General features: G+C 37.8%; 11 protein-coding genes and 4 pseudogenes. All 15 read left to right on the top strand.

What is annotated here, in order from left to right:
* Positions 1–53: 53 nt before the first annotated feature.
* Complete coding sequence (gene hutG / locus QFZ73_RS01325; protein ID WP_307262083.1) at positions 54–998, top strand: formimidoylglutamase; 945 nt, start codon at positions 54–56, stop codon at positions 996–998.
* A gap of 5 nt (positions 999–1,003) precedes the next feature.
* A complete protein-coding gene (gene gltS, locus QFZ73_RS01320; RefSeq protein WP_251436747.1) occupies positions 1,004–2,197 on the top strand; it encodes a sodium/glutamate symporter in 1,194 nt (397 codons plus the stop codon).
* Between the two features lie 466 nt (positions 2,198–2,663).
* On the top strand, positions 2,664–3,278 hold the full coding sequence (locus QFZ73_RS01315; protein ID WP_251436744.1) for a HutD/Ves family protein: 615 nt from the start codon (positions 2,664–2,666) through the stop codon (positions 3,276–3,278).
* Between the two features lie 176 nt (positions 3,279–3,454).
* Positions 3,455–3,625, top strand: a pseudogene (locus QFZ73_RS01310) (peptidoglycan-binding domain-containing protein); the annotation flags it as partial.
* A 62-nt stretch (positions 3,626–3,687) separates the two neighbouring features.
* Positions 3,688–3,984, top strand: a complete 297-nt coding sequence (locus tag QFZ73_RS01305) for a hypothetical protein (protein ID WP_307262078.1) — start codon at positions 3,688–3,690, stop codon at positions 3,982–3,984.
* A 276-nt stretch (positions 3,985–4,260) separates the two neighbouring features.
* Positions 4,261–5,508 (top strand): cation:dicarboxylate symporter family transporter, encoded by a 1,248-nt coding sequence (locus QFZ73_RS01300; protein ID WP_307262076.1) that lies wholly within the window; start codon positions 4,261–4,263, stop codon positions 5,506–5,508.
* A gap of 321 nt (positions 5,509–5,829) precedes the next feature.
* A pseudogene (locus QFZ73_RS01295) lies at positions 5,830–5,997 on the top strand (transposase); the annotation flags it as partial.
* Between the two features lie 786 nt (positions 5,998–6,783).
* Positions 6,784–7,182, top strand: a complete 399-nt coding sequence (locus QFZ73_RS01290) for an MFS transporter (protein ID WP_373458900.1) — start codon at positions 6,784–6,786, stop codon at positions 7,180–7,182.
* Positions 7,183–7,803: 621 nt separating this feature from the next.
* Complete coding sequence (locus tag QFZ73_RS01285; protein ID WP_307262075.1) at positions 7,804–8,424, top strand: reverse transcriptase domain-containing protein; 621 nt, start codon at positions 7,804–7,806, stop codon at positions 8,422–8,424.
* 36 nt (positions 8,425–8,460) lie between these two features.
* The gene (locus QFZ73_RS01280; RefSeq protein ID WP_307261978.1) at positions 8,461–9,993 is read left to right on the top strand and encodes an IS1182 family transposase; all 1,533 of its coding nucleotides are present in this window, start codon (positions 8,461–8,463) and stop codon (positions 9,991–9,993) included.
* A 133-nt stretch (positions 9,994–10,126) separates the two neighbouring features.
* Positions 10,127–10,327, top strand: a pseudogene (locus QFZ73_RS01275) (reverse transcriptase domain-containing protein); the annotation flags it as partial.
* 411 nt (positions 10,328–10,738) lie between these two features.
* Positions 10,739–11,927, top strand: a pseudogene (locus tag QFZ73_RS01270) (hypothetical protein).
* A 17-nt stretch (positions 11,928–11,944) separates the two neighbouring features.
* The gene (locus QFZ73_RS01265) at positions 11,945–13,171 is read left to right on the top strand and encodes a Zn-dependent hydrolase (RefSeq protein WP_307262073.1); all 1,227 of its coding nucleotides are present in this window, start codon (positions 11,945–11,947) and stop codon (positions 13,169–13,171) included.
* A 2-nt stretch (positions 13,172–13,173) separates the two neighbouring features.
* The gene (locus QFZ73_RS01260; RefSeq protein ID WP_307262071.1) at positions 13,174–14,349 is read left to right on the top strand and encodes an amidohydrolase; all 1,176 of its coding nucleotides are present in this window, start codon (positions 13,174–13,176) and stop codon (positions 14,347–14,349) included.
* A 522-nt stretch (positions 14,350–14,871) separates the two neighbouring features.
* The gene (locus tag QFZ73_RS01255; protein WP_373458899.1) at positions 14,872–16,296 is read left to right on the top strand and encodes an amidohydrolase; all 1,425 of its coding nucleotides are present in this window, start codon (positions 14,872–14,874) and stop codon (positions 16,294–16,296) included.
* Positions 16,297–16,555 lie beyond the last annotated feature (259 nt).

Genomic DNA, 16,555 nt, shown 5'->3' with positions numbered 1-16,555 from the left:
TTGATTGGCGATTGCACATTTGAAGTATTTTTATTTATGGGGAGGAAAAACAAATGTATGCGTTACCAAATATGGATTTATGGAAAGGCAGAACAGATAGTCTAATAGATAAAGATGAATTTAGAATTCATCAAATAGTTAAAGATAATCAAATAACATCAATAAATAATACATGTGGAATAATAGGGTTCTCTTGTGAAGAAGGCGTACGCAGGAATAAAGGAAGACTTGGAAGCAAAGAAGCTCCCAATGAAATACGTAAAACCTTATCTTCTTTATCTTGGCACGGTCAATCAGCGGATAGTCTAGTTGATTTTGGAAATATCATTTGTGAAAATCAACAGTTAGAAGCAGCACAAGCTGAATTAGGAAGTCACGTTGAGAAAATATTAACTAAAAATATGTTTCCTGTTATATTGGGGGGCGGACATGAAACCTTTTATGGTCATTATCTAGGAATTAGGTCGAGTGTTGGACCCAATGCTAAAATAGGCATTCTTAACATTGATGCTCATTTTGACTTACGCTCTTATGAAGAAATAACTTCTTCTGGAACGATGTTTAAACAAATACTAGATAATGATCATCAAGCTAGTTATTTGCCTATTGGTATTCAACGTTATGGAAATACAAAAAAATTATTTGACACTGCAATTTCACTTGGTTGTTCTTGGATATTGGAAGAAGAATTAGTAGATGAGATTTCTGAGGAAAATGAAAATAAAATTCTGAATTTTATAAATCAACATGATTATATTATAGTAACACTTTGTATGGATGTTATAAACGCTTCTGAAGCACCAGGTGTTAGCGTACCTTCCTCATTTGGTCTTTCTGGAAAAATAGTTAGACAATTAATTCGTAAAATTACTTCACATACGAAAACTATTTCATTTGATATCTGTGAAGTGAATCCATCATTAGATTGTGATAATCGCACTGTAAAACTAGCTGCAAACCTAATAAATGAAGTATTCATGTGTGTGGAGAGGAGATAGACAATATGAGCATCGAGATTAATCAAACCATCACTATTTTTTTAGCGATACTGCTTTTGGCACTGGGCGGGATTATCGTTAAGAATGTCAAATTATTTAAACATTTTTGTATCCCTGCACCTGTTGTTGGGGGATTACTTTTTGCAATAGTCGCTACAAGTCTTAAAACCTTTCTAAACGTAACCATTTCATTAGATACGACACTCCAGGGATTATTTATGTTAACATTTTTTACGACTGTTGGATTGGGTGCTAGTTTTCAATTAGTAAAAGTCGGCGGTAAATTGTTATTAATATATTGGTTGTTATGTGGGTTTCTGGCATTTGCTCAAAATTTAATTGGAATTTCTTTAGCACCCGTTTTTGGGATTGATCCATTGATTGGTATGATGGCAGGAGCAATTTCCATGGAAGGTGGTATAGGTGCAGCTACAGCATTTGGTGGTACGATTGAATCTCTGGGAATTCAATCTGCCCAAGCAATTGGAATAGCAGCAGCTACTTTAGGATTAGTATTTGGTGGATTAGTTGGAGGTCCAACTGTAAAGTATCTAATTAATAAACACAAATTGACACCAAGTAAAAAGGATATTGAAATTCAAGAAAAGAAAGAAATGGAAGACAAAATAGAATTAAATGTAGCTTCATTTATGAAACAAGTATTAATACTGACATTTTGTATGGCTTTAGGTTCATATCTAGGAGAGTTATTTTCGGCGAAGACAGGTTATGTTTTACCGAATTATGTTGGAGCAATGATCGTGGCTGTAATAGTTCGGAATATTTTAGATAAAATAAATGGAAAAATTATCGAAATGCCTAGTATTAATTTTATTGGAGATATCACTTTAGGTATTTTCTTATCAATGGCATTAATGAGTATAAAACTATGGGAAGTTGCTGACCTTGCTTTACCAATTATTTTAATTGTGGTGATACAAGTAATTTTCATTATACTTTTAAGTATATTCATCATGTTTCGCTTTCTTGGCAAAAACTACGATGCGGCAGTTATGGTTGGTGGGTTTATCGGACATGGTATAGGGGCTACACCAAATGCTATGGCCAATATGTCAACAATCACTGCTAAATATGGACCTTCAAGTAAAGCGTATTTAATCGTTCCGATAGTGGGTGCATTTCTTATTGATGTTTTTGCCATGCCAATTATCATTATAAGTATTAATCTATTTAAATGATAATTTGCTCTTAATTACGGAATGAATTTCATAAATATTTGCCTTTGTTTATCGGAGTTATTAATGCATGAATAAAGTTTTTAGTGCAAAGCCCGAAATGGTCAAATAAAATAAGAATATAGTGTTAATACTGAATATTTTTGGTTGTTATACCAAAAACATTCGGTATTGATTTTTTTATATCGAACTTGCCCATGAGTAGGTAATTCACAATGATTTTTCTGTATGATTATTAATGCAACAGAACCCCATCAATTTCAAGTAGGTATGAGCGACCTTGTGTGTATCGTATCGTTACACTTCCTGATCTAGTAAGAATGAATTTCTCCTACGATGATCAGAAGCCAGTCGACTTAAGCTCAGTTAGCCTTCTGTTTATCGTATTCACCCTATTGGGAATACACCAATTTTGCTCTCGAAATTGATTTGATCTGAAATACTGTAGTAATGAAAGGGGAGAAAATAGTTGTCATATTCACTAAAAATAATAAGAAAAAGTGAACAAATAACTAGTCTTTGGTCAGGTGGTAAAACAACTCAACTTGCTATTTATCCTGAAGATGGAGATTACTCGAAGCGTGATTTCAAATGGAGGATAAGCACCGCAGATGTCGAGGTGGACGAATCCTTATTTACTTACCTTCCAGGTATTCAGAGAATTATAATGGTCCTTGATGGTGAAATGTTGCTGCAACATAAGGGAAAGCACCATGTGCATTTAAAGCCATTTGAACAGGATCGGTTTGATGGCGGCTGGACTACCCGAAGTATTGGGAGGGTTACGGACTTTAATTTGATGTTAGCAGAAGGATGCGAAGGGGACCTTAGCACGATTCATATGAATAATGGAATCCATTCTGAAGTGTTGGATAACGGGGAATCTTCGAAAAGATCCGACGCCTATTATTGTTTCAAAGGAAAAAGTAGAATGAGTATCGATGGTAAAGGGACTATTGTTTTAGAGCAAGGTGACTTGGTAATCTTAAACATCGATCATTTATGCAACAATTTAAATGTAAAGTTATCCAATTACGAAGACGACTCATCTGCAACAATTATTAAAGTAAATATTTTTTATTGATAGAAATTCTGGTTCTAGTGCAAAAACATTCACTAGAAGTATAGTATTCATTGAAATTTTGCGGTAAAAGGCATATCCAAATAACTTTTGTAGGAGGAGCTGCAGACAAAACGCGGATATATTACATAACCAATACGATTATGCTGCAATCGATCTTGTAAAGTTCAGTCGTAAAGTTCCAAAAAAGTAAAGGCTTAAACGCCGACGGTATTGTAGGTCCGAATACATATAATGCATTGGGTGTGAAAAAGCAGACATCCAACGTAGCTAATGTGAATAAAACAAGCCAGCACATTAGAGATGAAAATATTAGAAACGAAAAGAGAAGGATTTTCCTGTGGTCATAACAAAAAAGGCGAATTAGTAGAAGGAAAATATCTATATATCCTTACCCAGCTGCTTCTGGACTATGGACCCTTCTTTAGATCTAGCACAGTTGGTCCTTGAATTAATAAATGCAATAAATGCACTAAAAGAGGAAAGTAAAATCGGAATTTCTGCAAGTAAAGCAAAAGAAATGATCACTCCACAGAGAGGAAGATCGTGGACTGGGCTTGGTGTATTTCTAGAGGATTCGAAAAAAGAACTTAAAATTACATTACTTGCAAAAAGGCCAGGAACAAGCAGCGCTCATAGTCGAATTAATGTGAAAAAATTCATTCAAGTTCTTTATTTTGAAACGAAGCGATCGATTAGGAATCATTAATTATACAAACATGCGAAAGAACAAGTACTACTATGCTGTTCTTTCGCATATTTGCATGCGTAAAAAATGGGTGCGTTTACATTTCAGAATATTCTAAAATAAAGAATGTAGGCTTTTGTAGTTTTTTGTAGGATGATGTAATTTCGATGATAAAGTAAAGAAAAGGTTAAGTTTTATCTACAATGCTAATCGTTAGGGGATCCAGAGTAATGGTAGCAAAGGTCAAAAAGTAAAAAGAGCTTAAGCATATTGAAAAAGGGAAGGTGAGGAAAGTAAATGAAGAAATTTAAATTAAGTTTAGCTAGTCAAATTTTCATTGGTTTAATTCTAGGGATTATCGTTGGTGCCACTTTTTATGGTAATGAGACGGCCCAAAGCTTTTTACAGCCATTCGGAGACATTTTCCTACGAATGATTAAAATGATTGTAGTGCCTATCATTGTTTCAAGCCTTATCGTTGCAGTTGCGGGTGTAGGTGATTTGAAAGCGGTAGGTAAACTTGGTGCTAAATCATTATCATACTTTGTTGCGGTAACACTTACTGCGATTGCTGTTGGTTTAATTTCCGCGAATATCATCCAGCCTGGTGCTGGTGTGAATATGAATAATCTGGAACAAACAGATATTTCCACATATGTTGATACTGCAGAAACTAAGCAGCATGAATCGTTCGTAGATACACTTGTACACATTGTGCCATCCAATCCTGTTAAAGCCATGGTAGAAGGCGATATGCTAGCGATCATTTTCTTCTCCGTGTTGTTTGGACTTAGTATTGCGGCCATCGGCGAAAAGGGTAAACCAGTATTCCGTTTCTTCCAAGGTACAGCTGAAGGAATGTTCTACCTAACTAATATGGTCATGAAATTCGCTCCTATCGGTGTATTTGCACTAATCGGTGTGACTATCTCCAAGTTCGGTTTGGAATCTTTAATTCCGTTAGGAAAGTTAGCGCTTACTGTTTACGGAACAATGATTTTCTTTGTAATTGTCATTCTGGGTCTTATTGCAAAATTTGTAGGATTCAATATCTTTACATTGATTAAACTTCTAAAAGAAGAATTGATTCTTGCTTTCTCTACAGCCAGTTCAGAAGCGGTTCTTCCTAAGATCATGGAAAAAATGGAAAAAGCGGGATGTCCGAAACATATTGCTACATTTGTTATTCCGACTGGATATTCTTTTAACCTTGATGGTTCTACATTATACCAAGCATTAGCAGCTATCTTCATCGCTCAAATGTATGGAATCGATTTAAGCATGTATGAGCAAATTACGCTAATGCTAGTGTTAATGATCACGTCCAAGGGGATTGCGGGTGTACCGGGTGTATCTTTCGTCGTTCTTTTAGCGACATTGGGAACTGTCGGTATTCCTATTGAAGGTCTAGCATTTATTGCCGGTATCGACCGTATTCTTGATATGGGACGTACAGTAGTGAACGTTATCGGTAATTCACTTGCAGCAATCGTCATCTCTAAATGGGAAGGTCAATTTAATGAAGTGAGAAATGAAGTCGCATAATGTTGCAAGACCGAGTTTAATGACTAAGGTGACTTACTAAACATTGGATAAGAACCTTGCTGTATAATGTGTAATTTTAATAACATTGAACACAACCTTGTCTCTTTCTCTACTTACCAAGTGACAGACGATATATTAGCCTGTTTGACTAAGAAAAAAATTGTAATAGTCATAAATTAATAGATAGAGTAACGCTTGTCCAAACACATGCATAATATATATAAGACGTGAGGAAGCACCTGACGTCACCTTTAGACTGACTATTTATAGTCAGTCTTTTTTGTTTTAAAATAGAAGTATTAAAACTTGAGTTGATTAAGATTGCTTTCTAAACATGATTCTATTCAGCGAGATCAACTTAAAATGATAACTTTGGATCAATTGGTGCCAGAGAACCATATGGTTCGTAAAATTGATGCTGCCATTGACTTCATATTCATTTATGATTTGGTGAAAGATATGTATTCAGAGGTAGGTCGCCTAAGTATGATCCAGTTATTCATGTCCCCCACAGGTCATCGTCTAAACAAGGCTCAAATCCTTTTATATCAAGGGTGTGGAATCTTCTTTGTTTTCTGACATATCTATTTTATCCCTGTATTTTATTACATTGTAAAAAAATGCACGAGAATGTCGCTCTGTCTTACAGTCACAAGAACTCTATTGCTTGTTGATAGGTGCTTTTTTGTCCATTATATCCAGTAGCAATCACGATCGGCTGTTTTCTTTTGCATTTCTTCAATTGTGTGCGAGTAGATATTAAGCGTAATACCGACTCTGGCATGACCTAAACGTTCGCTAACGACATTTGGGTTTTCTCCCATTCGCATCAAAATCGTGACATGAGCAGTCTCAATTTGTGAAAAGGAATGTCAGGAACGTTTGCTTTCTTTGTAAGAGCTTTAAACTTACGAATTAGATTTCGTGGTTCAAGATAGCGGCAGCTATAGAGGCAATAACTAAACTTAGGGCATTTGATTCTTGGTATTCTCTATATTTAACTAAAGCCTCTCGTAATGTCTATTAATAACGGTCCACTTTCTTCATTATAAATAGTATCTTGTTTAGACATCCCTTTAATTGGATTGTATTCCTTATATATAAAGTTTTATCATAAACGAATATTTTTCCAAAATCACCTAAAGTATACGCATGATTTATTGCCGTATAAAATAGGAATTAAATCTAAAGTATCAATTGGTAATTTATATTCCAAAGTTTGATCCTCCAAATCTAGTAGGGAATGTCATTGGATTTCATATAGGTGCTATGATTTTGCCTTCGTTAGTAACTGGTTTTCTTGTTGATAAAATTGGCCGTGCTGTTATGGCTATTGCTTCTGCCATTACGCTACTTGTTTCTGGCATTTTAGCTGCTATACCGACAGATGATTCAATGGTAGTACCTATTACAGCACTTGTTTTACTTGGGCTTGGCTGGAATTTTGGTTTAATTAGTGGCACAGCAATTCTTGTAGATGCAACTCCACGTTCTACTCAGGCGCAGGGTTCTGTAGATGTTTTGATTGCTTTGTCAGGAGTTAGGAGGAGGCTTATCTGTAATGTTGTAGCACATTCTAGTTATGCAGCTCTTTCAATTGCTGGTGCTGTGCTTTCATTACTGCTTATTCCAATTGTTATTTGGGCCGGTATCAACAAACAGAGTAAGGTCTAATAAAATAAAAATAACTGAAAATTCAAGATGCTATTAGAGTAAGGTAGTTATTAAACTTATAAATAATTGTTATACGTAATCAATTATAATTAATCAGAGCTGTCCTTAGACGGCTTTTTCTTGTGTGCCAGGCATGGCAACTATCTAGGTGGTGAAAGTCCACTGTGGGGGTACACATCGACCAACCACTAAGGAAGCGCAAGGTACTTATCGTGAGGTAAGGGCTGGAGGAAGCGTGGAATAAAATCTTGGCTCGACGAACAGGAATCTGATACTAAGGCTCTATAAAGGGATTAAACTCCAAGACAAGTTAAAGTCCAAAAGATGTGCGTAACTTTACAGAGTAAATCAGGCGAGTAAAAGAGGAAAGATAGGTGTCTTACCCTGGGAGGTCTTGCGGATGTACAGAAGTACAGTCGAAAAAGGTTAGTCGCAAGAAGTCAGCAGAAGCCATAGTAATGAAATAATTTCATGAAGGGCTGAACAATTTATAGTGTTTCAACGCCACGAATGCGTAAGTGACGAACTCCGAATGTGTTAATGGTGAAAGTATGAGCGTACCTCAAAGAATAACCAAAATGGAGATATCACTTACTACGTGAGAGGAAAGGAGAAACGAGTGTGGAACTTTTAGAACAAATCCTAAGTAATAAAAATATGAACGAAGCCTACATACGTGTCTATAAAAATAAAGGTGCAAGTGGGGTCGACGGAGTAACAGTCGACGAACTAAAGCAATACCTGAAAGAGAACAAAGATGAACTGCGTCAGCGCATCAGAACAAGAAAATACCAACCACAAGCTGCCTTAAGAGTGGAGATCCCAAAAGAAAATGGAAAGATGCGCAAATTGGGAATACCAACAGTAGTGGATAGAGTCGTTCAACAAGCCATTCATCAAGTTCTCAGTCCACTATTTGAAAAGCAATTCAGTGAATTCAGTTACGGTTTCAGACCAAAAAGAAGTTGTGAAATGGCGATAATTAAAAGCCTGGAGTTTCTGAATGATGAACATGATTGGGTAGTCGACATTGATCTTGAAAGATTCTTCGATACCGTCCATCACGATAAACTCATGAGAATCATATCCAACACAATAAAAGACGGAAATGTCATCTCGTTAATCAGAAAATACTTAGTCAGTGGAGTCATGGTGAATGGAAAATATGAAGACACACCTGTCGGTACTCCGCAAGGGAGACCTCCGAAAAAAGATATCCAACATTACCAAAATGTAGGATAAAATAGGAATATAGGATTCTAGGGGAGGTATAAATAAATGCTTAGAAAAGATACATCTAAACAAATTTCTGGATTTGATCAATATTATTACGATAATGTTATTCCTCAAGATCATTTACTAAGACGAATCGATGAAACGATTGACTTTTCGTTTATTCGTGAGATGTTAGCGGATCGTTACGCTAAAGATCGGGGGCGTCCTGCAGAGGAACCAGAATTTATGTTTAAGATTTGTCTTTTAGAGTATCTATATAACCTTTCTGATGTCCAAGTCATTGAACATATTAGACTGAACATCGCTTACCGATGGTTTCTCGGATTGAATCTCGATGACGGTTTGCCTGATGATTCCACCATCAGTTATTTCCGCGTGAATCGAGTAGGTCTTGAGAAATTCGAAGAAATTTTCCATCGTTTAGTTGATCTATGTGTCGAAGCAGGTCTGATTGAAAGCCAACCAAAACGTGCCATAGCGGATGCCACCCATATAATCGCAGATGTGGCTATTCCAACATGGCTTACTTTAGTTCGTCAAGCTTTTGAAAAAGTCATGCTTGAATTAAAAGAAGTAGACCTACCTAAGGCAAAGGATTTCCAGCAGCGCTATGAAAAGCTGTGGGAAGAACTTAAAGGAAAAAAACGGGATGAAAAGCTACCGTTTGTACTTGAGCTGGCTATAGAATTGCTCGAAGTAGCTCAACCACTGTTACCAAAGGATGAAGATCCATATTCTGCTACAGCTATGTTACAGAAGGTCATTTCAGACCGCAATGATACAGCGAAAGATCGAATGATTAGTGTTGTAGATCCAGAGGCTAGAACCGGTCACAAGTCAGATATGCGTACCATACAGGGATATAAGGACCATATCATGATTGATGAAAAAAGTGAGATAATCACAGCTGTTAAAGTTACGCCAGCTAATGCAGAAGACGGAGATCAACTTATCGACCTAATGGTCCAATTTCAAGAACATCACGGTGTGTTCCCTACTGAAGTAGCTGCAGATAAAGGCTATTGGTTTGGAAAAAATCTGCGTTATTTACATGAAAATAATATTATCGGTCACATTAGTTGGATGAAAACTAAGCAACATGTATCTGGTCTTCTTAGTCCGGAGGATTTTCAATTTGATCCAGAAAAAATGGAAGTAACTTGTCCAAATGGAGTTACAACTGACAAATACAGAGATCGTACCAAAGATCGTAAAGGACATGAATTTCGTTTTACTAAATTACAATGTCAAGGCTGTCCACTACGTACACAATGTACGAATAGTAAAACCGTTCGTAATGTTTTCATTAGCGAATATTATTTTGATTTGAAAAGAGGGCGAGAACATTATCATACAAATGAATATAGAGAAGCAGGTAAAAAACGCTGGTTAATCGAACGCAAGCATGCCGATAAAGTAAGAAATCACGGTTTACGTAGGAGTAGATATCGTGGTTTAGAACGAACCGGGATTCATTCATTATTAAGTAGCATGGCGTCGAATATAAAGAGGATGAGTAAGCTAATTTATGAAAAACGACAACGGGATCAGTCTGCCCTTTTACAGACTACATAACGTAAAATAAGCTAAAAAAGACTCTAAGTCTCCCCTTTTATCTCCAATAAATCAACTTCCGCCCTATTAATTACCACAAAATAACAGATAGTGATGGATTACGCATTTTTTAAGGGACTTTTTCAGAGGTCTCCAAGGAGGCAACCTCAGTCCACTATTAAGTAATATAATGTTAAACGAACTTGATAAGGAACTGGAGAAAAGAGGACTAAGGTTCGTGAGGTACGCTGATGATGCCCTTATCTTTGTGAAAAGTGGAAAGGCAGCGAACCGAGTAATGAGCACAATCGTGAGATTTATAGAAGAGAAATTAGGCCTGATAGTCAACGTAGACTAAAGCAGAGGGGAGTCCCCTCTGCTTTAGAACATTATCTAAAAGTACACACTGTGATATAAATTGAAACGCCGTATACGCGAACCGTACGTACGGTGTTGTGAGAGGGGCGAAAATAAACTTATTTTCCCCCTACTCGATTTTGAAAAAAGGTCTAGATTATTTGGTGTTTAGATATTTCAGTCACTAACGAGATAAAGAAGTATCCAAAGATAATTTATTATTTTGATATACCCAACCATCTAATTATTTGAGAATATTTGGTGTGTGAAATCAGAAGTAAAACACTTGCATTTCCTATTATAAGTAAAATTATCCGAAAATATCAAATTATCTTCAAATTCAGATGATTCAGTGTTATTATTTTATAAGAATATTCAAACTATTAAATCGGAAGGTGAGGGAACGCATATGTCACAGATGTTGGCTTTGGTTATTGTTATTTTGATTTTATTTGTAGGAGACATAGTGGCGGTTCGAACAAAAGCCTGGGTACCTTCCGTTTTCATTTCCGCGATCCTATTTCTATGCGGTTATTGGACATTCTTCCCGCAAGACATCGCTTTCAATAGCAGGTGTCCCACCGGTTGTGGCAACCATGATGATGTACCTATTGATCACGAATATGGGGACATTGCTTTCAATAAGGGAATTGGTAAATCAATGGAAAACGATTGTCATCTCCTTATCTGGTATTCTTGGTATTGTTGCACTATTATTCGGAATTGGAATATTTATATTTGATCTCCAAACTGTCCTTGTAGCGGTTCCACCTTTAGTGGGCGGTATGGTTTCTTCAATAATCATGTCAGAAGGAGCGGCAGACGCAGGACTTACGAGTTTGTCCGTTTTTGCCATTGTTATTTATGTAATGCAAGGTTTCGCTGGATATCCTTTAACTTCAATTGTCTTGAAGAAAGAAGGGAAGAAGCTTTTGGGGCAATATCGCAATGGGAAATTAACGGTAAAAAAGAGTGATACGGCAGACGCAGCAGAAGGTATGAAGGAACTAAAGCTGTTTAAAAAACTTCCTGAAAAATATAATACGGAATATTTTAAATTTTTAAGACTTGCGGTCGTTGCTTTTCTCGCTTACCTTGTGTCGACTGGATTAGCGCCGATTATATCAATAAATGCATTTGTTCTTTGCTTATTATTCGGGGTTGTCGGAAAAAGTATAGGTTTCTTGGAAAGACAGACTCTCCAAAAGGCAAATGGATTTGGATTTGCCATCATGGCCCTTATGCTTTTCGTCTTTGATGGATTAAAAAATGCAACACCAAGTATGATGATGGAGATTCTTTACCCACTTGTTGTTTGCATTTTCTTAGCTGTGATTGGCATGTATATATTCTCATTCATAGCAGGGAAATTGTTAAAAGTCAGCAAAGAAATGGCCTTTGCTGTATCTTTAACAGCATTATACGGATTTCCAGCCGATTACATTATCACCAATGAAGTCGTCAATTCATTAACAAAAGATGAAAATGAAAAAGAAGCATTGCTAAGCCATATGCTGCCGCCGATGCTTGTTGGTGGTTTTATATCGGTTACAATCGTGTCGGTTATTTTGGCAGGAATATTCGTACAATTCTTGTAAAATAGGAGGGATTCTAAGTGAGCCTTATCGAACGTATAGAAAAGCAAATAAAGGATTTGAGCGAATTTACATCAACACCCGGAAAAGGGACTACCCGGCTTACGTATAGCAAGGAAGGCTTACTTACACGTAATTATATTAAAAATAAAATGATGGAATACGGTCTAACAGTACAGGAAGATGGATTTGGAAATATTTTTGGAAAGCTTGAGGGTACTTTAAAAGACGCACCAAGCGTCCTGTTCGGTTCACATTTTGATTCCGTACCAAATGGCGGTGCCTATGACGGACCAGCCGGTATAATTGTCGCCCTTGAAGTGGCTGCCCTATTTGCAGAAAATCAATTAACGCCTAAATATCCATTGGAAATCGTTGCCCTAATTGAAGAGGAGGGTGCTCGTTTTGGCGGAGGTCTAATGGGGTCGAGAGGAATAGTGGGAACACTTAGTGAGGAAAGTTTTAAAAACTTAAGGGATAAAGAAGGTATCACAACAATTGAAGCGATGTCAAAAATTGGACTGGATTTCTCTCTTCCGAAAAGGAGAAATCCCAATAGCATTAAAGCATTTCTCGAATTGCATATAGAACAAGGGCCAATCCTTGAAGAGAAGAATATCCCCATTGGTGTTGTAGAAGCTATTGTTGGTTTAACTCAATTAGAAGTAACCATTGAAGGAAAGGCAGGACATGCAGGCACAACTCCAATGGATCGCCGTACGGATGCATTGGTTGCAACCGCTCAAATTATTTCTCAATTACCGAGCTTTGCAATTGAGGAAGGAGAAGGAACGGTTATCACGACGGGACGACTGCATGTTTTACCAAATGGAGCAAACGTCATCCCGAATAAAGTGGTATTTTCGGTAGATATACGATCTAGCAAGGAAGAACATATTAACAATGTCATCAAGCGGATGAAAGCATTGATCGAATCCTATCATCAACAAGGGATCCGTACAACTGCGGAACAGCTGTTATATATGCCGCCAAAGGTATTGAGTAATGAGATTAAAGCTTTATTAAAAGATAAAAGTTCTGATTTGGAAATCCCATACTGTTCCATTAATAGTGGAGCAGGTCATGATGCGATGGTTTTTTCCGATGTGACTGATGTTGGCATGCTCTTTGTTCCAAGTAAAGCAGGACTAAGTCATTGTCCAGAGGAATGGTCTGATGCACGTCATTTAGCAAATGGAGTGCAAATATTTTACGAAGTGGCTAAATGTTTAACGGAGGTAGAATAAGAATGATTAGTCTAACGATAAAAGAAGCGATTCAAAATTATAGTGATGAATTAACAGAAATACGTAGAAAACTTCATAGCGAACCTGAGTTATCATGGGAAGAAGAAAATACAACTGCCTTTATTTGTGAATACCTTGAAAAATTAGGGATTACTTATCGAAAAGCAGAACCAACAGGTGTCATTGCAGAAATTAAAGGCGGTAAGGGAGGAAGGACCGTAGCATTAAGAGCAGATATGGACGCCCTTTCTGTTGAGGAATTAAATAAAGACTTGCCATATGCTTCAAAAGAAGAAGGGAAAATGCATGCATGTGGTCATGATGCACACACATCAATGCTATTAATAGCAGCGAAGGCACTAAACGCAATAAAAGAAGAATTACCTGGGAATGTGCGATTAATATTTCAACCAGCTGAAGAAGTAGCAACAGGTGCAAGGGAAATGGTTAAACAAGGGGCTGTTGATGGTGTTGATAATGTTTTTGGCATACATATTTGGTCGCAAATGCCAACAAACAAAGTTGCTTGTACCCAAGGACCTTCATTCGCTTCAGCAGATATCTTTACAGTAACGTTTAAAGGAAGAGGGGGACATGGTGCAATGCCACAGGATTGTATCGATGCAACTATTGTTGCCTCTTCATTCGTCATGAATGTACAGTCTGTCGTATCAAGAACGGTCGACCCACAAAATCCCGCTGTTTTGACAGTTGGAAAAATGGTCGTTGGCACACGATTTAATGTCATTGCAGAAAATGCCGTTATTGAAGGGACTGTCCGTTGTTTTGATCATAAAACACGGGACCATATTGAAAAACAGCTCCAGATTTATGCTGAAAATGTTGCTAACATTTACGGTGCGACCGCAAAGGTTGAGTACTACCGTGGAACGCAAGCTGTCATCAATGATGAATACAGTGCCAAATTAGTGCAAAAAGTGGCCTCAAATGCGTTTGGCGAAGACGCAGTATATAATGAAAAGCCAACAATGGGTGGAGAAGACTTTAGCTTCTATTTAGATGAAGTACCCGGAAGCTTCGCTTTAGTTGGATCTGGAAACTCTGAAAAAGATACGGAATGGGCCCATCATCACGGGAAATTCAACATCGACGAGGATGCGCTTGCTACTGGTGCAGAACTATATGCTCAATATGCATGGGCATATTTGAACGAATAACGGACTGGATAAAAGAGGGGATACGGTAATTACTAAAAAAAGGTGTTTGAACGCCAGAAGGCCGCCAATTGGCGGCCTTCTGGCGTAAAGGGTTAAATTTCACCAAAAGGGCTTTGCATACAATCAAGAAGGGAAAGGATTTTACCATTCCCTTTTTGATTTCCATAACCAAGATTTCTTTTGTCGAATTAAAAGTGAGAAATAATTAATCAACCCCGAAAAACTTAAACCGACTTAAATTAATGCATATTTCATTGCCATTAAGACTAAATAGACTTATAATTGGATCTATAGGGTGAAATCATGTAACTGGACGAGAACTATTTCAACAAATATGAATGGATTGATTTCGAAACAATTTATTAAATAAATATAAATCCAAAAACACCACTAGAAGAGATATGAAAAATTGGAAGAAAAGAGTAAGCTCAATCAAATACGGAATGGATGCCTCTTGTTCTCCAATAAGTCTATAATCATGATCATCTTAAAATACAAACGTACTAGAGGAGGATTTTACAGGTGAATCAGGAAAAGGAAGGTTTGTCCCGCAGAAAGTTTATAGGTAACGTCTGTAAAATTGGAAGCGCTTCCGCTGTTCTCGGTGTCACTGACACGATGGGATTATTCATGCCTGAGACGGCAAGTGCGGATGCTGAGAAGAAGGCTGGCCATAACACCAAAAAACCAGGAAAGAACAGTTCCTACATGTTGATGAATGTTCGATTGGAAAGTGGATACAAGTATAACAATGGCCAGGTCGTAGCAACTGAAACCGTATTGAGGAACCTCCATATTGTTAAAGGCATCATTACCAGAATACTAGATACTAAGTCCCCTTATGGAAAAGGTATCGATTGCTACGACGCGAAAGGCATGCTACTACTTCCTTCTTTTAGAGATATGCATATCCATTTGGATAAAACCTTTTATGGAGGTCCCTGGAGAGCGGCTGCGACGAGGAAAAATGGCATTTTTGACATGATTACCTTGGAGCAGACACTGCTACTTGAGCTCCTTCCAACAGCCCAGGAGCGAGCGGAGAAATTAATTGAACTAATTTTAGGCTACGGCTCGACATATGTCAGAAGCCATTGCAACATCGATCCAGTCGTTGGTCTAAAAAATCTTGAGAAACTCAATCGGGCCTTAGCAAACTATTCAGATAAAATATCACATGAAATCGTTGGTTTTCCTCAACATGGCTTGCTTCGTTCAAATGCTCAGGGACTGATACGCGAAGCCATGCAGCTCGGAGTTACACATGTTGGCGGACTTGATCCAACCTTAGTTGATGGGGATATGGAAAAATCATTGCAAACGATGGTACAGATCGCGGTTGACTACAAAGCAGGTATTGATATTCACCTTCATGAAGGTGGCGAAACGGGTTTGAAGGCAATTCGTCGATTGGCTGATCTGACTGAGGAAGCAGGTCTACAGGGAAAAGTGACGATCAGTCATGCGTTTTCGCTCGCTTCGTTAGGTGCTGGCGCCGACGTAGAAATGGCAAACCGCCTTGCATCCCTGGGGATTTCCATTGCCTCAACCGTTCCAATCGGCAAAGACGTAATGCCGATTCCGCTGCTTCAGAAGCATAAGGTGAACGTCATGCTTGGTAATGATAGTATTACGGATCACTGGTCACCATTCGGGATTGGCGATACGCTGCAGAAGGCACATCTCGCCTCAGATCTGTATGGGTGGTCAAACGAATACAACCTGTCTCGCTCACTTTCCCTTGCTACCGGTGGCATTACACCATTAGACGAGTCCGGTAAGCAAATATGGCCAAAGGTAGGCGATGCCGCGACCGCTGTACTCATTCCAGCAAGCTGCTCAGCCGAAGCCGTAGCCCGCCTGCCTAAGCGTGCTGCCGTATTACATAAGGGAACTCTATCTTCGGGTTCACTTGATAGTGTTAAGCCTAAGACAGCAAATCCTTAATAGTAACAAAAGGGCAGGATATTGTTAATGAACCTGGTAAAAAAGAATTGGGGGTTGGTTCGATGAGCACAGTAACGTACACCAGTTTGAGTGAGAAAGAGTTTAAAATCTAAGTAGCGTGATAGTTTCAATATTAAATAGCGACTCGGATTATCTCCTCAAATTTTCAATCGGAATACAAGAATGAAACACTGGATAAGAATATGGATCCTAAACTGATTTTTTGCTAAAGCTACTCTAAAATTGATAAGCGTTTAAC

This window comes from Peribacillus sp. V2I11, assembly GCF_030817135.1.
Lineage (GTDB): Bacteria > Bacillota > Bacilli > Bacillales > DSM-1321 > Peribacillus > Peribacillus simplex.
This window is presented reverse-complemented; position numbering and strand designations above follow the sequence as displayed.